Source organism: Marinicauda algicola (genome assembly GCF_017161425.1).
GTDB lineage: Bacteria > Pseudomonadota > Alphaproteobacteria > Caulobacterales > Maricaulaceae > Marinicauda > Marinicauda algicola.
The window spans coordinates 1,294,814-1,311,420 of record NZ_CP071057.1; the positions used below are offsets into that span (position 1 = coordinate 1,294,814).

20 protein-coding genes are annotated in these 16,607 nt (G+C 66.7%); 5 read left to right on the forward strand and 15 right to left on the reverse strand.

The window, feature by feature from the left end:
- The first annotated feature begins 11 nt into the window (after window positions 1-11).
- Together JW792_RS06415 and JW792_RS06420 are read left to right on the forward strand one after the other, a co-directional pair.
- The gene (locus JW792_RS06415) at window positions 12-911 is read left to right on the forward strand and encodes an aspartyl protease family protein (RefSeq protein ID WP_135997485.1); all 900 of its coding nucleotides are present in this window, start codon (window positions 12-14) and stop codon (window positions 909-911) included.
- Window positions 908-1,828, forward strand: a complete 921-nt coding sequence (locus tag JW792_RS06420; protein WP_135997484.1) for an aspartyl protease family protein — start codon at window positions 908-910, stop codon at window positions 1,826-1,828. Before JW792_RS06415 ends, JW792_RS06420 begins: the two co-directional genes overlap by 4 nt.
- Before the next feature lie 36 nt (window positions 1,829-1,864).
- On the opposite strand, the gene JW792_RS06425 is transcribed toward JW792_RS06420, so the two are convergent.
- The 3 genes from JW792_RS06425 to JW792_RS06435 form a co-directional block, all read right to left on the reverse strand.
- Window positions 1,865-3,769, reverse strand: coding sequence for a peptide MFS transporter (locus JW792_RS06425; RefSeq protein ID WP_135997585.1), 1,905 nt, complete (start codon window positions 3,767-3,769; stop codon window positions 1,865-1,867).
- Between the two features lie 133 nt (window positions 3,770-3,902).
- Entirely contained in the window at window positions 3,903-5,255 is a 1,353-nt protein-coding gene (gene gltX, locus JW792_RS06430; protein WP_135997483.1) for a glutamate--tRNA ligase, read from the reverse strand.
- Between the two features lie 91 nt (window positions 5,256-5,346).
- Window positions 5,347-6,294 carry a Gfo/Idh/MocA family protein gene (locus tag JW792_RS06435; protein WP_135997482.1) on the reverse strand — a complete coding sequence of 316 codons (948 nt, stop codon included), beginning with the start codon at window positions 6,292-6,294 and terminating at the stop codon, window positions 5,347-5,349.
- Between the two features lie 170 nt (window positions 6,295-6,464).
- On the opposite strand from JW792_RS06435, the gene JW792_RS06440 reads away from it, so the two are divergent.
- Window positions 6,465-7,472: an NADP-dependent oxidoreductase gene (locus tag JW792_RS06440; RefSeq protein WP_135997481.1), complete on the forward strand. Its 1,008-nt coding sequence runs from the start codon at window positions 6,465-6,467 to the stop codon at window positions 7,470-7,472.
- A gap of 2 nt (window positions 7,473-7,474) precedes the next feature.
- Complete coding sequence (locus JW792_RS06445; RefSeq protein WP_241095086.1) at window positions 7,475-7,891, forward strand: PaaI family thioesterase; 417 nt, start codon at window positions 7,475-7,477, stop codon at window positions 7,889-7,891.
- Here the strand turns inward: JW792_RS06445 and JW792_RS06450 are convergent.
- The gene (locus tag JW792_RS06450; protein ID WP_135997480.1) at window positions 7,879-8,064 is read right to left on the reverse strand and encodes a hypothetical protein; all 186 of its coding nucleotides are present in this window, start codon (window positions 8,062-8,064) and stop codon (window positions 7,879-7,881) included. The genes JW792_RS06445 and JW792_RS06450 overlap by 13 nt on opposite strands.
- A gap of 222 nt (window positions 8,065-8,286) precedes the next feature.
- Between JW792_RS06450 and JW792_RS06455 the strand changes: the two genes are divergently transcribed.
- Entirely contained in the window at window positions 8,287-8,553 is a 267-nt protein-coding gene (locus tag JW792_RS06455; protein WP_135997479.1) for an HU family DNA-binding protein, read from the forward strand.
- 123 nt (window positions 8,554-8,676) lie between these two features.
- Here JW792_RS06455 and JW792_RS06460 read toward each other — a convergent pair whose 3' ends face one another.
- The 11 genes from JW792_RS06460 to rplR form a co-directional block, all read right to left on the reverse strand.
- A complete protein-coding gene (locus JW792_RS06460; RefSeq protein WP_135997478.1) occupies window positions 8,677-10,047 on the reverse strand; it encodes a class II 3-deoxy-7-phosphoheptulonate synthase in 1,371 nt (456 codons plus the stop codon).
- Between the two features lie 342 nt (window positions 10,048-10,389).
- Window positions 10,390-10,812: a 50S ribosomal protein L17 gene (rplQ, locus tag JW792_RS06465; RefSeq protein ID WP_135997477.1), complete on the reverse strand. Its 423-nt coding sequence runs from the start codon at window positions 10,810-10,812 to the stop codon at window positions 10,390-10,392.
- A 35-nt stretch (window positions 10,813-10,847) separates the two neighbouring features.
- On the reverse strand, window positions 10,848-11,867 hold the full coding sequence (locus JW792_RS06470; protein WP_135997476.1) for a DNA-directed RNA polymerase subunit alpha: 1,020 nt from the start codon (window positions 11,865-11,867) through the stop codon (window positions 10,848-10,850).
- Window positions 11,868-11,949: 82 nt separating this feature from the next.
- The gene (rpsK, locus tag JW792_RS06475) at window positions 11,950-12,339 is read right to left on the reverse strand and encodes a 30S ribosomal protein S11 (protein ID WP_135997475.1); all 390 of its coding nucleotides are present in this window, start codon (window positions 12,337-12,339) and stop codon (window positions 11,950-11,952) included.
- 12 nt (window positions 12,340-12,351) lie between these two features.
- The gene (gene rpsM, locus JW792_RS06480; RefSeq protein ID WP_135997474.1) at window positions 12,352-12,720 is read right to left on the reverse strand and encodes a 30S ribosomal protein S13; all 369 of its coding nucleotides are present in this window, start codon (window positions 12,718-12,720) and stop codon (window positions 12,352-12,354) included.
- A gap of 212 nt (window positions 12,721-12,932) precedes the next feature.
- Entirely contained in the window at window positions 12,933-13,496 is a 564-nt protein-coding gene (locus JW792_RS06485; protein ID WP_135997473.1) for an adenylate kinase, read from the reverse strand.
- On the reverse strand, window positions 13,493-14,845 hold the full coding sequence (gene secY / locus JW792_RS06490) for a preprotein translocase subunit SecY (protein WP_135997472.1): 1,353 nt from the start codon (window positions 14,843-14,845) through the stop codon (window positions 13,493-13,495). Before secY ends, JW792_RS06485 begins: the two co-directional genes overlap by 4 nt.
- A 75-nt stretch (window positions 14,846-14,920) precedes the next feature.
- Window positions 14,921-15,403 carry a 50S ribosomal protein L15 gene (gene rplO, locus JW792_RS06495; protein ID WP_135997471.1) on the reverse strand — a complete coding sequence of 161 codons (483 nt, stop codon included), beginning with the start codon at window positions 15,401-15,403 and terminating at the stop codon, window positions 14,921-14,923.
- 27 nt (window positions 15,404-15,430) lie between these two features.
- The gene (gene rpmD, locus JW792_RS06500; protein WP_135997470.1) at window positions 15,431-15,625 is read right to left on the reverse strand and encodes a 50S ribosomal protein L30; all 195 of its coding nucleotides are present in this window, start codon (window positions 15,623-15,625) and stop codon (window positions 15,431-15,433) included.
- A 10-nt stretch (window positions 15,626-15,635) separates the two neighbouring features.
- Window positions 15,636-16,223 (reverse strand): 30S ribosomal protein S5, encoded by a 588-nt coding sequence (gene rpsE, locus JW792_RS06505; protein ID WP_135997469.1) that lies wholly within the window; start codon window positions 16,221-16,223, stop codon window positions 15,636-15,638.
- 12 nt (window positions 16,224-16,235) lie between these two features.
- Window positions 16,236-16,577, reverse strand: a complete 342-nt coding sequence (rplR, locus tag JW792_RS06510; RefSeq protein WP_420871266.1) for a 50S ribosomal protein L18 — start codon at window positions 16,575-16,577, stop codon at window positions 16,236-16,238.
- Window positions 16,578-16,607 lie beyond the last annotated feature (30 nt).

The window sequence follows — 16,607 nt, forward strand, 5'->3', positions numbered from 1 at the left end:
AGGCCAAGTCGATGTTCAGCCCGTCAGCCCTGCTCGCCGCGCTGGTGGTCGCGGCCACGCCCTCGCCGGATACCGCGGCGATGCACACCACGCCGAGCGGACATTACGCTGTCGAGGTCTCGATCCGGGGTGAGGGTCCCTGGCCCTTCATCGTCGATACCGGGGCGAGCCATACGGCGATCGTCCAGCCCCTCGCCGAGCATTTCGGCTTCGTCTCGCGCTTCGAGCGCACCGACGACGTGCAGGCGCTCACGAACCGCTTCCGCGCCGAGCGATTCTTGCTCGAGGAGGTTCGTTTCGGACGCAGCCGCCTGGCGGAGCTCGACACCGTGGTCGTGCCGATCGCTCCCGACGCAGAACTCTCCGCCTACGGGCTGCTGGGCGCGGACGCGTTCGGCGAAGGCCGAATCGCCATCGATTTCGCCCGCTCCCGGCTCGAACTCGATGCCGAGCCGACCTCCCACGACGATGCCCGCATAGATCCGCAGACCGGGCTGGTCTTCGCTACGGCGCGGCTCAGCGGTGTGCGCGGAACGGTGAACGTGCTCGTGGACTCCGGCTCCCCACGCACCATGGTCAACCGCGAACTCGCCCGAAGGCTCAACCGAGGCGGTGTGGTCATCTCGATGAATGTGGGCGGCGTGACGGGCAGTCTCATCGAGACCGAGGCGGTCCGGCTCGAGCGCGTCCGGCTCGGAGGGTTGTGCGTCGCCCGGGTGGCGGCCCTCGAGGCCGAACTCGACATCTTCACTGCGCTGGGCTGGCAGGACGAACCGGCGATGGTCGCCGGTCTCGACGTGATCGGCGACAGCCGGATCTTGATCGACCGGGGTGCGCGAACCGTGCAGCTCGATCCCGGTCCAGGCGGTCCGGAGTGCCGCTCCACGCGCATCCAGCGCGAGGCCTCATGAGCCCGCTCCTGCTCGCTGCCGCGCTCGCCGCCGCGATGCAGGAGCCGACGGCGACAGGCGAAACGATCGCCCTCGCGCGTTCGCAGAGCGGGCACTTCATCATCGATGTCGAGATTCGCGGCGCAGGCCCGTTCCCCTTCGTGCTCGACACCGGGGCGAGCCACACCGCGATCACGCAGACCCTCGCCGAACAGTTCGGCTTCCGGTCGAGTCGCGACCTCGACGAGGCCTATTCCCTCACCACGAGGTTCGAAGCCGAGCGCTTCCGGCTCGATGAGGTCGACTATGGCGGGCCGACACCGGTCGATCTGACCACGGTGATCATTCCGGCCGCGCCCGAGGAGCAGCTCGCCGCGCAGGGTCTTCTCGGCGCGAACGCCTTCGGCCGGCAGACCGTGCGCCTCGATCTCGCCGCAGGCGTTCTGGAACTGTCCGTCCCTCCCCCCGAACATCGCGACGGGGTCGTTTCGCCCGAGTGGGACGTGCTGTTCGGGGCCGCGCGCATGGCCCAGCTGCGCGGCCCGGCCCGCGTGCTGGTCGACACCGGCTCGGTGCGGACCATCGTCAACTCCGCCTTCGAGCGGGCCTACCAGCCCTTCGGCCTCCAGCGCCGCGTCGTCGCCGGGGTGGAGGGCCGCATCGGGGAAGATGTACGCTTCGTCGATCTCTCGCGCTTTCGCGTCGGAGGAATGTGCCGTTCGCGCCTTTCCGTGCTCGTGGCCGATCTCGATATTTTCGAGACGTTCGGCTGGAACGAGACGCCGGCCATGGTGGTCGGCCTCGACTTTCTCGAAGGCACCGAGATCACGGTGGACTACGGCGCCGGCGTCTTCTCCGTGGACCCGGTGGGGCGCTCACAATGCGGCGCCGAGCGTGCCCAGCTCGATCCCGGCAACGAAGGCGGCCGCGGGCGCTGATCGCCCGCGACCGCATCCGGATTGCTCGACCAGGCCCTAGAGCAGGTCGCGCGCGTCCTGATCGGGACCGGCCGCCTCGGTGACGTCCTTCGGCATCTGGTCCTCGGCACGGCCGTGGCCGAGCTTCTTCAGCCAGAAGCTGAACACGCCGAGCACCACGCCGAGTCCGATCGCGATGAGGCCGATCTGGCCGAACACCGTCGCGTAGCCGGCAAGCGCGCTCTCGGGGTCGAGCACCTGGCCGGCGACCGTGTCGGTCGCGGTCAGCGCCGCAATGAGGCCGGCGACGTACTGGGCGAAGGCGCTCGACAGGAACCAGCCCGCCATCATGAAGCTGACCACCGCGGGCGGGGACAGCTTGGTGATGGCCGACAGGCCGACCGGCGACAGGCAGAGTTCACCTGTCGTGTGCAGCAGATAGGCACCGGCCAGGAAAATCAGCGGCACCCGGTAGCTGTCGTCGGCGAACTGCGTGCCCCACACCAGCAGCATGAAGCCGAGACCGACCTGGACCAGCGCCAGGGCGAACTTCAGCGGCGTGTTGGGGTTCTTCTGCAGCTTGGCGAGGAACGCCCACAGCGCGGCGAAGATCGGGGCGAAGATCAGAATGAAGCCGGCATTGAAGGACTGGGTCTGGGATGCCGTGATCGACATATCGACCGCGATCGGACCCAGATTGATCACGTCGGCCGGCGACACCGAGAGATCGGTATTCCGCGCCGCGTAGAGGTTCATCGAGGAGCCGGCCTGCTCGAACAGCGACCAGAACACGACCGAGACCACGATGAGGATGATCGCGAGGATCAGGCGCTGGGCGTCGACCTTCGTGCACTCCTTGACCATGTAGAAGGCCATGTAGCCCAGGAAGACGAGGCCGCCGAGGACGAGCAGGAGCAGCAGCACGTCGGTGCCGAATACCTCGACGGAGTGAGCCTGGACCATCATCCAGACGAGGCCGACGCCGAGCACGCCGAGAATGTAGATGAGCCATTCCTGGTTGATCGGCCCGAAGACCGGCTTCTTCAGCTTTTCAGGCTCGGGCGGGTTGCCGACATGGGCGATCAGGCTCTTGCCCGGCAGGAAGAACAGCGCCCGGCCGCGCACGAAGACCAGCCAGCCGAGCAGCATGCCGACGCCGGCGAGGCCGAAGCCGGCCCACCAGCCTACCGTCTCGCCGAGCAGGCCGCACAGGATCGCCGCCCAGAACGAGCCCAGGTTGATACCGTAATAATAGAGCGTGAACCCCCCGTCCCGGCGCGGGTCGTTCTCCTCGTAGAGCTGGCCGACGATGGAGGAGATGTTCGCCTTCAGGAAGCCGACGCCCATGATGATGAGCGCGAGCGCGAGATAGAAGATGTTCACGAAGGTGCGGTCGCGCTCGACCACCTCGGTGTCGAACGTGCCGGCCTGCAGCGTTGCGGGAATCGGCGCGTCTGCGGGCAGGTCGGCGATCATGAGATCGCCTTCCTGGTTGGCGCTGAACTCGTAGAGCTCGCCGCCGACCTCGAGTTCGACGTGACGTTCCGCGCCGCGCCCCTCGGCCACGAACTCGTATTGCTGGCCCTCGTAGTTGAGCACCTCCCGGGCAGGCTCGCCCTCGATACCCATCGTGAAGTGGCCGGCCACCAGCAGGAGCGCCCCGAAGGCGATGGCCTTGCGGTTGCCGAGATAGCGGTCGGCGAGATAGCCCCCGACCAGCGGCAGCAGGTAGACGAGCGCGGTGTAGGCCCCGTACTGGGCGCTGGAGAAAGCGTCGTCGAACAGGAAATGCTGGGTCAGATAGAAGATCAGCAGGCCGCGCATGCCGTAGTAGGAGAAGCGCTCCCACATCTCGGCGAAGAACAGGATGTGCAGGCCGCGCGGATGCTTGCGCATCTCGGCAAACACGGGAATGGCGGTGGCGATCGTGACGAGGACGCCGATCGCGACGACGATATTGATGACCATGAGCTCCCCAGCGCCGACTTCGAATATCCAGGCCGGCGTCCTTTTGTGACGGTTTGGCGCAATTGACCACGCCCGCGCGCGCGCCTCAAGCCTTCATGGTGTCAGGACGCGGCGGAAGGCCCGCCTTTCAGGCCGCCTCGCCCTGCAGGCGCTTGCGCGCCCGGTCGGCGCCGATCAGCGGCAGGAGCACAGCCATTTCCGGGCCGTGGCTCTGGCCGGTGAGCGCGAGGCGCAGCGGCATGAAGAGGGCCTTGCCCTTGCGGCCGGTCCGTTCCTTCAGCGCGGAAGTCCAGACGCCCCAGCTGGCCTCGTCGAGCGGCCCCGCGGGCAGAAGCTCGGCGGCGGTCCTCACGAAGTCCTCGTCCTCGCCGGCGACGAGCGGGGTGACCGGACCCTCGATGAGGGCGAACCAGTCCTTCGCATCGGCCAGCGTCTCCAGATTGGGCCGGATGGCGAGCCAGACGGTGGAATCGATATCCACGCCCATCTCGTACAGCCGCTCCGACACCTCTCCGAAATCCATCTCGTGCAAGAGGCGCGCATTGAGCCGGCGCATGTCCTCGGGGTCGAGCCGGGCGGGCGTGCGCGAAACCTTGGAGAAGGCGAACTCCGCGGCGAGCGTCTCGAGATCGGGGCGCACCTCGACCGGATCGGACGTGCCCACCTTCGCCAGCACCGAGAGAATCGCCATCGGCTCCAGGCCGATCTCCTCGCGCAGCGCCATCACCGAGAGCGAGCCGAGGCGCTTGGAGAGCTTTTCCCCGTCCGCGCCGACGAGCAGAGGTTGATGGGCCATGGCCGGTGCGGACCCCTTCCCGGCCAGCGCCTCGAAGATCTCGATCTGGGCGGCGGAGTTGGTCACATGGTCCTCGCCGCGCACGATGTGGGTGATCTTCGCATCGATATCGTCGACGACGCTGGGAAGCGTGTAGAGATAGCTGCCGTCCTCGCGGATCAGGATCGGGTCGGAGACCGAGCTGGTCTCGATATGGGACGGACCGCGGATGAGGTCGTTCCATTCCACGCGGCCGCCGGTCAGCTTGAAGCGCCAGTGCGGCTTGCGGCCCTCGGCCTCGTGTTTGCGCTTCTGTTCCTCGGTCAGCTGGAGCGCGGCGCGGTCATAGACCGGGGGGCGGCCCTGCGCGCGCTGGATCTTGCGCTTGCGTTCCAGCTCCTCCTCGGTCTCGTAGCAGGGATAGAGCCGGCCCATCTCGATGAGCCGGTCCTTGGCGGCCTCGTAGGCGTCGAAGCGGTCGGACTGGTTGAAGCTCTCGTCCCACTCGAGCCCGAGCCACTTCAGGTCCGCCCTGATGCCTTCCTCGTATTCTTTCGTGGAGCGCTCCAGGTCCGTGTCGTCGATGCGCAGCACGAAGACGCCGCCCTGCGAGCGCGCGAACAGGACGTTCATCAGCGCGGTGCGCACATTGCCGACATGCAGGCGCCCGGTCGGGCTCGGGGCGAAGCGGACTTTGACGGTCATGGGACGGGTGTCCTCGAAGGAGGATGCGGGGATCAGGGTCAGGCGCTTTGCCATGGGCGCGCGCGCACGTCAAACGAGCCGTGCGGGCCGCTCATTCCAGCCGGCTATGGCTGCCGGCGGCCGCGTCGATCTTCAGCGCCGTCTCGAGCGCGCGCAGCCCGTCGCGCCCGGTGGCGGCCACGCTCCTCGCCTTCGGATCGAGCACGGCATCGATGAAGGCGGAGACGTTGGCGCCGAGGGAGTCCTTCGCCTGAGGCGCCTCGGCGAAGTCGGGGTCGAGATGCAGCTTGCCCTCGTTGGCGAAGCGCTTGTTGAGGAAGTCGACCTCGACCTGGTCGCCGCTGGCATAGCCCATCAACATCACCCGGTCACGCGCCTCGGCGACGCGGCTGGACTCCAGCGTGACCTTCAGGCCGCCGGGAAAGTCGAGCGTGGCGTAGACATGGTCGGCGAGACCGCCGCGATCAGCCATCATCTGCGCCTCGATGCGCTCGGGCGCAGCCCCGGCGAGCGCCAGGACAAGGTCGATGTCGTGGATCAGCAGGTCGAGCGTCACCGAGACGTCGAGATTGCGCGCCGACGGGGTGCCCATGCGCCGCGCGTGCAGCGTGTCGAGCCTTGGCAAGTCTCCGAACAGACCCATCGCATCGAAGACGAAGCGTTCCTGGTGACCGACCTGCAGGACGACGCCGTTCGCCTCCGCGAGCGAGACGAGATCCTCGCCCTCTTCCACGGTGGCTGCGATGGGCTTCTCCACCAGCACGGCCTTGCCGGCCTGCAGCGCACGGTGGGCGGCGTCGTGGTGGAACATGGCCGGGCTCGCCACCGTGAGGATGTCGACCGCCTCGATCAGCGCGTGGAGGCTCTCGAACGGCGTTCCTCCATGCCTCTCGCACAGCGCGCGCGCATGGTCGGCGACCGGATCGAACACGCCGATGAACTCGGCGCGCGGCTCGGCGGCGTACTTGGAGGCGTGGAAGCCGCCGAACACGCCCGCGCCGACGACGCCGGCGCGAAGGGGTTTGTCAGTCTTGCTCATGAAGGGGCAAAGAGCACACAGCCCGCTTCGTTGCAAAGCGCGGCGCGCATCGTGCGCCTCAAGTTTGGTTTCGGTTCCTTTCCCGGGCTATTGCGAAGCGGCGCGCCATCCCTAGGATGAGCGCCGAAGTAAACACGGTTCACCACGTCATATCTGCCCGGGAGGCCCCCATGAAATCGCGCGAAGTCCACCTCACCGAGAATTTCGTCGGCGAGATCAAGCCGGACTATTTCGAGATCGAGGAGGTCGAGATTGCCGAGCCGAAGGAGGGCGAGGTCCAGGTCGAGAACGAATGGCTCTCGGTCGATCCCTACATGCGCGGGCGGATGACGGGGGTGAAGACCTATGTCGAGCCGTTCGAGCCGGGCAAGCCGATGGAGGGGGGCGCGGTCGGGCGCGTGGTGAAGTCGAAGTCCGACAGATACGCCGAGGGCGATTATGTCTTCTCCATGTATGGCTGGCGCGAGGCGTGGACCGCTCCGGCCAAGGGGCTGATGAAGGTCGATGCCGACCTGCTGCCGCCCCAGACCTATCTCGGCATCGCCGGTATGCCCGGCCTGACCGCCTATGTCGGGCTGAAGCGCATCATCGACCTGAAGGAAGGCGAGACTCTGTGGATGAGCGCGGGCGCCGGTGCGGTCGGCACCTCCGGAATCCAGTTCGCCAAGGCGATGGGCGCGAAGGTGATCGCGACCGCCGGCGGCAAGGAGAAGTGCGATCTGTGCAGGGAGCTCGGGGCGGATGCGGCGGTCGACTACAAGGCGACCGACAATCTCGCCAAGGCGATCCGCCAGGCGGCCAGGGACATCGGCAGTTCGGGTATCGATGCCTATTACGAGAATGTCGGCGGCGACCATCTGCAGGCCGCGCTCGACGTGCTCAAGCAATACGGCCGCATCGCGGCCTGCGGGATGATCGCGCGCTACAATGACGACCGTTCGGTTCCCGGTCCGAGCAACCTCGTCCAGATCGTCGCCAAATCCCTCAAGATGCAGGGCTTCATCGTGATGGATCATATCGATCTCAACGAGGCCTTCGTGAAGGATCTGTCGGGCTGGATGATGGCGGGCAAGGTCACCTCAAAGGAGACCATCTACGAGGGGATCGAGAAGATGCCCGACGCCTTCATCGGCCTGTTCACCGGCGAGAATGTCGGCAAGATGCTGGTCAAGGTCTGAGGGTGAACATCCCGTCCCTGGCGGAGATCAACGCGATCGGGACCGGCAAGCTGCCCGGCCTGATCGGCATCGAGATCACCGAGTACACACCCGAGAAGGTCGCGGGCCGCTTCGAGGTCCGCGCCGAGCTGCTGGCCCCCAACGGCTATCTGCATGCCGCGAGCGTGATCGCCCTCGTCGACACGCTCGCGGGCTATGGCTGCGTCGCCAACCTGCCCGAGGGCGCACGCGGCTTCACGACGGTGGAGCTGAAGTCGAACTTCCTCAACACCGCGCTCGAAGGCGGGGTCGCCGGCGAGGCGGTCCCGGTCCATGCCGGCCGCACGACGCAGGTGTTCGACGCGAAGGCGTGGCGCGAAAGCGACGGCAGGACGATCGCCCTGTACCGCTGTACCCAGATGGTGCTCTACCCGCGCTGATCGCGGCGCATGAGCCGGCCGAGCAGACCCCCGCCCGTCACCGCCCCTGCGAGCGCTGCGAGATCGGGCAGACCGGTCACGGCATCGACCCCGCCATAGGCCAGAATCGCGGCACAGACGGCCAGGCTTGCCGCCGACAAGGTGTGCGGAAATGAGGCGCTTGCGGTCTTCATGGTTTCTCAATTGCAAACGCCGCGCCGCGAAACCGCGCAATTGTTAACCATACGGATGAAGTCCGAACGGAAAAACTGCGGAAAATCACCCGTTTCGCCTGTATTCGCTTGCAATTGGACGTCAGAATCGCGCTTCATTCCAACGTCCAACAGGAAGAGCGGCTTGCATGGGGCGTCCCGTCCCGGCCACCGCCAGAACCATCAGGAAGGGGGGACCCCTCAATGAACAAGTCCGAACTCGCCAAAGCCGTCTCCGACGCCGCCGGCGTCACCCGCACCCAAGCCGGTGAAGCCGTCGACGCGGTGATCGAGAACATCACCAAGGCGGTCAAGAAGGGTGACACGGTTCAGCTCGCCGGCTTCGGGACCTTCCACCCGAAGCACCGGGAAGCGCGCGAAGTGCGCAACCCGCGTACCGGCGAGAAGATGATGAGCAAGGCGAAGACCTCCCTGGCCTTCCGCCCGGCTTCCTCGCTGAAAGACATCTAAGCGGTCCACACCGCGAGGACGAAGACGCCGCCCGGGAAACCGGGCGGCGTTTTTGGTTCCTGACCCGGGTTTGCCCCGCGCGATGGGCTCCCCCCCACGAGCGGGGGAGGCGCGCGCTGCAGCCTACTCCGCGGCCCGCTTCAGCCCGTTCGCGGGCTTCAGGGCTTCGGCGATCTGGAAGGCCATCTCCAGGGCCTGGTCCGCGTTCAGGCGCGGATCGCAATGGGTGTGGTAGCGGCTGGACAGGTCGGCCTCGGACAGGTGCCCTGCCCCGCCGACGCACTCGGTGACGTCCTGGCCGGTCATCTCGAAATGCACCCCGCCCGGCTCGACGCCCTCGGCGCGCAGCACCTCGATGAACTGTTTCAGTTCCTTCAGCACCGAATCGAACACCCGCGTCTTGTAGCCGGAGGCCGTCTTCGTGGTGTTGCCGTGCATGGGGTCGCAGGACCAGACCACGCGCTTGCCGGCGCGCTTGACCGCCCTGACGAGCGGCGGCAGGCCCTGGCCCACCTTGTCGGCACCCATGCGTGCGTAGAGGACCAGCCGGCCCGCCTCGTTGCCCGGGTTGAGGATGTCGATGAGGCGCACGAGTTCGTCGGGATCCAGGCTCGGGCCGCACTTCAGCCCGATCGGGTTTTCCAGTCCGCGCATGAACTCCACATGCGCCCCGTCCGGCTGGCGCGTGCGGTCGCCGATCCAGAGCAGGTGCGCCGAGGTCGCGTAAGCCCGCCCGGTCGTGGAATCGATCCGGGTGAGCGCTTCCTCGAAGGGCAGGTGCAGCGCCTCGTGGCTGGTGAAGAAATCCACGCCCTCGAGCGAAGGCGCGGCATCGCTCGTCACCCCGCATGCGCGCATGAAGGCGAGCGCCTCGGAGATCCGGTCGGCGTATTGCTGGTAGCGCGCGCCGGCCGGGCTTCCGGCGAGGAAATCCAGGGTCCACTGATGCACGTTGTGCAGGTCCGCATAGCCGCCCGAGGCGAGCGCGCGCAGGAGGTTCAGCGTCGCCGCGGCCTGGTCGTAGGCCTTGATGAGCCGCTCGGGATCGGGCACGCGCGCTTCGGGCGTGAAGGCCATGTCGTTGATGGAATCGCCGCGATAGCTCGGCAGCTCGACCCCGTCCTGGACTTCCACGTCGGACGAGCGCGGCTTGGCGAACTGGCCGGCGATCCGGCCGACCTTCACCACGGGCTTGGCGGCCGCGAAGGTCATCACCACCGCCATCTGCAGCAGCACACGGAATGTGTCGCGCACGTTGTCGGTGGAGAATTCCTTGAAGCTCTCCGCGCAGTCCCCGCCCTGGAGCAGGAAGGCCTCGCCATTGGCGACGCTCGCGAGCTGACGCTTCAGGCGCCGCGCCTCACCGGCGAAGACCAGAGGCGGCCGGCTGCGCAGGCGCGACAGGACCTCGTCGAGCGCGGACGCGTCGGGATAGCTCGGAAGCTGGCGGACTTCCTTGCGCTTCCAGCTGTCGGGGCTCCACGTCTGCGTCATCGGTCCAGGGTCCAGTCCTCGTTCACGGTTCAATCTAAGCCGATCTCGCGGCCACGGTAAGCCCCCATGCTGCGGCGCGTCATCGCGGGGGGATGGGAGAGAGGCTCCCGGAGTTGCCGGAACGAGACTCCTACTACGACTACCATGGCTCTCCCGCGTGGACAGGCCGGCCTGCGCGCCTGGCGTTGCCTGTCGCGGTCCATGGCGGGGCCTCCCGGTCCGGCGCTTCGCATGCAGCTTACGCCGGGCCGCGCGGGGGGAGGACAAGCCGGACGGAGCCACAAAGAAAAACCGCGCCCGGTTGCCCGGGCGCGGCTTGTCCGATCGGTCCGGCAGGGAGATCTACTCCTCGCCTTCGCCTTCCATCTCGGCCGTGCGGGCACGATCGGCGGCGCCCTTGGCCTCCGGATCGCGGTCGACGAGTTCGATCACCGCGAGCGGGGCGTTGTCGCCGTGGCGGAAGCCCGCCTTCAGCACGCGGGTATAGCCGCCATTGCGCTCGGAATAGCGCTCGCCCAGCGTGTCGAAGAGCTTCTTGACCTGCTCCTCGTTGCGGATCTTCGAGATGGCGAGACGCCGCGCGGCGAGGTCGCCCTTCTTGGCCAGCGTGATCAGCTTGTCCATCAAGGGCTTGAGTTCCTTCGCCTTGGGCAGCGTGGTCACGATCTGCTCGTGTTCGATCAGGGACGCGGCCATATTGGCGAACATCGCACGGCGGTGCGACGCGGTCCGGTTCAGCTTGCGGTGCGCAATACCGTGGCGCATGACGTCTCTCCTTCAGTCTGGAGGCCAGGGCCGTCCTAGACGTGGTCCTCGTATTTCTTTGCCAGGTCCTCGATATTTTCCGGCGGCCAGTTGGGCGCCTCCATGCCGAGGTGAAGTCCCATCTGGGCCAGGACTTCCTTGATCTCGTTGAGCGACTTGCGCCCGAAATTCGGGGTGCGGAGCATCTCCGCCTCCGACTTCTGGATGAGATCGCCGATATAGACGATGTTGTCGTTCTTCAGGCAGTTCGCCGAGCGGACCGACAGCTCGAGCTCGTCGACCTTCTTAAGCAGTGCCGGGTTGAAGTCCAGCTCGGGGGCTTCCTCCTCCGGGCCGCGGGCCTCGGAGGGCTCCTCGAAGGTGATGAAGATCTGGAACTGGTCCTGAAGGATGCGGGCGGCGTACGCAACCGCATCTTCCGGGGTCACGGCGCCGTTGGTCTCGACGTCCAGCGTCAGCTTGTCGTAGTCGAGCACCTGGCCTTCACGGGTGTTTTCCACCTTGTAGGCCACGCGCTTGACCGGGGAGTAGAGCGCATCGACGCCGATATAGCCGATCGGGGCGTCTTCGGGACGGTTGCGGTCGGCCGGGACATAGCCCTTGCCGGTGTTGACCGTCAGAACGAAGCGCACTTCCGCACCCTCGTCGAGCGTGCAGATGACGTGATCCTTGTTGATGACCTCGACATCGGCGACTTCCTCGATGTCGCCGGCGGTCACCTCGCCCGGGCCCGACTTCTTCAGCGTCAGGCGCTTGGGGCCCTCGGCATGCATGCGAAGGGCGATCTGCTTGAGGTTCAGCACGATGTCCGTGACGTCCTCGCGAACGCCCGGGATCGAGGAGAACTCGTGCACCACGCCGTCGATCTGCACCGCCGTCACCGCGGCACCCTGCAGCGAGGAGAGCAGCACGCGGCGCAGCGCGTTGCCGAGCGTCATGCCGAAGCCGCGCTCGAGCGGTTCGGCCACGATCTTGGCGTGCCGCTGGGAGTCGTAGCCGGGGGTGACTTCCGGCTTCATCGGGCGGATGAGTTCCTGCCAGTTCTTCTCGATCACGTTTCGTCCCCTTCAAGCGGGATGCGCGCCGGAGGGGCCGACGCGCCTTTGGGTACTCAATTGGCCGGCAGCAGCCGCGCGGTCAGACGCGGCGGCGCTTCGGCGGACGGCAGCCATTGTGCGGAATGGCGGTCACGTCGTGGATCATGGTGATCGTCAGGCCGACCGACTGCAGGGCGCGCAGAGCGCTCTCGCGGCCCGAACCGGGACCGGAGACGCGAACCTCGACCGTCTTCAGGCCGTGCTCCTGCGCCTTCTTGGCAGCGTCTTCAGCGGCCATCTGAGCGGCGAACGGGGTCGACTTGCGCGAGCCCTTGAAGCCCATCAGGCCGGACGACGACCAGGAGATCGTGTTGCCCTGCGCGTCGGTGATCGTCACCATCGTGTTGTTGAAGCTGGCGTTCACATGGGCGACGCCGGCGGTGATGTTCTTCCGCTCGCGGCGGCGAACGCGGCTGGGTTCCTTGGCCATAAACCTTGGTCCTTACTTCTTCTTGCCGGCGATCGGCTTGGCCGGACCCTTGCGGGTACGGGCATTGGTGTGGGTGCGCTGGCCGCGAACCGGAAGGCCGCGGCGATGGCGCAAGCCGCGATAGCAGCCGAGATCCATCAGACGCTTGATGTTGACCGCGACTTCACGGCGAAGGTCGCCCTCCACCGTGTAGTTGGCATCGATCGTCTCGCGGATCTGTAGGATCTCCGCATCGGTGAGCTCGTTGACCCGCTTCTCAGCCGGGATGCCCACCTTCTCGATAATCTCACGCGCCTTGGCGGGGCCAATGCCGTGAATGTAACGCAGCGCGATTTCAACGCGCTTGTTCGTCGGAATGTTGACGCCGGCAATTCGAGCCACGACGCTCTCCTCAATTCTTCAGGCCGCTCTCGCCAAGGACACCGGAACCGGCAGGTGCATCCCGTTTCGGCACGCACGCAGACAGGTTTTCGGCCCTTTTGAGCGAAGGGCGCTTCTTATAGTCTTCGCGCCACTCCCGTCAACAGGGCTTGACGCACTCTGCTTCAGTTGAGGCCCCGTGCGCTGCAGAAGCAGCGCAAGGATCGCCTCCTCTAGCGGCCGAGCGCCTTGTCGATCCCGGCAGCCACCTCGTCCACGCTGCCCATCCCGTCGACGTTCACCAGCTTTTCCTGGCCCGCGTAGTAGGGGATGAGCGGCTTCGTCTCGGCCTCGTAGGTGTCGAGACGATTCTTGAAGACCTCGACCGTGTCGTCGGTCCGGCCCTCCTCCCGCGCGCGCTTCTCCACGCGCCGGGTCAGTTCCTCGCGATCCACCTTCAGGCGGATCACCTTGTCGATCTGCGACCCACGGCTTTCCATCAGCCGGTCGAGCGCCCTGGCCTGGGCGATCGTGCGCGGAAAACCGTCGAACACCGCCCCGCCGGCCTTCTCGGCCTCGGGCAGGCGCTCCTCGATCAGGGCGATGACGATCTCGTCGGAGACCAGGTCCCCGCGATCGATGATCGCGGCGACCTGCTTGCCGAGCTCGGTACCGGCCGCGCGCGCGGCGCGCAGCATGTCGCCGGTGGACAGATGCACCCAGCCATACTCGGAGACGAGGCGCTTGGCCTGGGTCCCCTTGCCGGCGTTGGGCGGGCCGAACAGGATCACGTTCATCGCTTGCGCCCCCGCAGCTTGGTCTTCTTGATCAGCCCCTCATACTGGTGGGCGAGCAGGTGAGACTGGATCTGCGTCACCGTATCGAGGGTGACCGAGACCACGATGAGCACCGCGGTACCCCCGATATAGAAGGGGATGGCCGGCGCCTGGGCGCGCAGCACCTCGGGAAAGACGCAGACGATGGTCAGATAACCCGCGCCGATCACGGTCAGACGCGTCAGCACGTAGTCGAGATATTCCGCGGTACGCTTGCCGGGGCGGATGCCGGGCAGGAAGCCGCCATGCTTCTTCAGATTCTCCGCGGTGTCCTCCGGATTGAAGACGATGGAGGTGTAGAAGAAGCAGAAGAAGATGATCAGCGCGGCGTAGAACGCGATGAAGAGCGGCTGGCCGGGGCCGAGCAGGACCGTGATCGTGCGCAGCCACTCCGGCCCCCCGCCCTGGGCGGTGAAGCCGGCGACGGTCTGCGGCAGGAAGAGCAGCGAGCTCGCGAAGATCGCCGGGATGACGCCCGCCGTGTTGAGCTTCAGCGGCAGGAAGGAGGATTCCCCCCCCATCATGCGATTGCCGACCTGGCGCTTGGGATACTGCACCAGGAGGCGGCGCTGCGAGCGCTCGATGAACACCACGAAGACGAGCACGGCCAGCATCAGCGCGAGCGCGACGATGACGGTGCCCCCGCCCACGGTGCCTTCCTCGCCCTGGGCGAGCAGCTGGAACAGGGCGCGCGGCATTTCCGCGATGATGCCCGCGAAGATGATCAGCGACACGCCGTTGCCCACGCCGCGCGCAGTGATCTGCTCGCCGAGCCACAGCAGGAACATCGTGCCGCCCACGAGCGTGATCACCACATTGATGCGGAAGAACCAGCCCGGATCGATCGCGGGCGTGACGCCGGCGGTGTTGGGCTGCTCCATGCCGATGGCGATGGCGAAGGCCTGCACCGCGGCGAGAATGACGGTGAGATAGCGCGAATACTGGTTGATCTGCTTGCGGCCCTGCTCGCCGCCTTCCTTCTTCATGCGCTCGAGCGTGGGCACGGTGGCCGCCATCAGCTGCATGATGATCGAGGCGGAGATGTAGGGCATCACGTTGAGCGCGAAGATCGCCATGCGCTCGACCGCGCCGCCCGCGAAGATGTTCAGATTGCCGAGGATGCCGCTCTGCTGGTTGAGCCAGGTCTGGCGGAACACTTCCGGATCGATGCCCGGGATCGGCACATAGGTCCCGATGCGGTAGATCACCAGGACCATCAGGGTGAACAGGATACGCTTCTGCAGCTCCTTCGCCTGGGCGAAGGAGGCGAAGTTCATGTTGCGTGCGAGCTGTTCTGCGGCGGACGCCATCGGGTCAGGTCACTCCATCCGGGCGCGAAAAGGGCGGCGCGCCCCTCGACATGGGGAGCGCGCCGCCCGAATGCACTAGTCTTCGCTGTCGGTCTTGGCAGGCGCCTGGATGGCCACCGTGCCGCCGGCCTTCTCGATCGCGGCGATGGCGGGCTTGGAGCCGCCGGCCACGACCAGGTTCAGCTTGGCCTTCAGCTCGCCGCCGCCGATCACGCGCACGCCGTCAAGCGCACGGCGGATCACGCCGGCCTCGACCAGGGCGGCCGCGTCGACCGTCTTCTTGGCATCGAGCTTCTTGGCATCGACCGCCTTCTGCAGGCGATCGAGCGTGACCTCGGCATAGCGCGCCCGGTTCGGCTGGGTGAAGCCGCGCTTGGGCAGACGCTGGTGCAGCGGCATCTGGCCGCCCTCGAAGCCCTTGATGGCCACGCCGGAACGGGACTTCTGGCCCTTCACGCCGCGTCCGCCGGTCTTGCCCTTGCCCGAGCCGATGCCGCGACCGATGCGGGTGCGCTCTTTGACGGCGCCCGGATTGTCGCGCAGTTCGTTCAGACGCATGGGATGTACTCCTTTATCGAAGCGGGCTTACGCCGGCTTCTCGACGATTTCGACCAGGTGCGAGACCTTGGCGATCATGCCGCGCACCGAGGGGGTGTCCTCGAGTTCGCGTTGCTTGCCGATACGGCCGAGCCCCAGACCGACGAGGGTCTGCAGCTGGTCCTTCGGGCGGCGGGTCGAGCTGCCGGTCTGGCGCACGACGAGGGTGGATTTCTTGGCCATCGTCTAACCCCTAGGACTCGATCGCTTCGGGCGAAGAGGCCCCGTCGCGGCGGCGGTTGGCGAGATCGCCGACCTTCAGCCCGCGCTTGGAGGCCACCGTGCGGGGGCTCTCCTGGGACTTCAGGGCGTCGAACGTCGCGCGGATCATGTTGTAGGGGTTCGAAGAGCCGGTGGACTTGGCCACCACGTCGTGAACGCCCAGGCATTCCAGCACCGCACGCATCGGACCGCCGGCGATGACGCCGGTGCCCGGAGGCGCCGCACGCAGGACCACCTTGCCCGCACCCCAACGGCCCTTGCCGTCATGGTGCAGGGTGCGGCCTTCGCGCAGCGGAATGCGCACCATCGTCTTCTTGGCTTCCTCGGTCGCCTTGCGGATCGCCTCGGGAACCTCTCGGGCCTTGCCCTGGCCGAAGCCGACGCGGCCCTTCTGGTCACCGACCACCGCGAGCGCGGCGAACTGGAAGTTCCGGCCGCCCTTCACGGTCTTGGCGACACGGTTGATGTGGACGAGCTTGTCGACGAGTTCGTCGCCCTGCTCCTCTTCGCGGTCTTTCCGCCTGCGGTCGCGACCGCCGCGCTCTTGATCTCGAGCCATGCGCCGCCTCCCTTAGAATTGCAGCCCGCCCTCGCGGGCGGCTTCGGCGAGCGCTTTGATGCGCCCATGATAGATGTAGCCGCCGCGGTCGAACACGACCTCGGTCAGGCCCTTGGCCTTGGCCCGCTCGGCGACGAGCTTGCCGACCTTGCCGGCGAGTTCGACCGTCGCGCCGGTCACCGCGTCGCCGCGCACGTCCTTTTCCAGAGTCGACGCCGCAGCCAGGGTCTCGCCCTTCGCGTCGTCGATGATCTGGGCGTAGATGTGCTTGGACGAGCGGTAGACCGACAGGCGCGGACGCCCGCTCGAGGTCTTGGCAAGCCGCGCGCGCGTGCGCTGAGCGCGGCGTTGCATCTTTTCGCGTGCAGATTTCATCGCCGTACC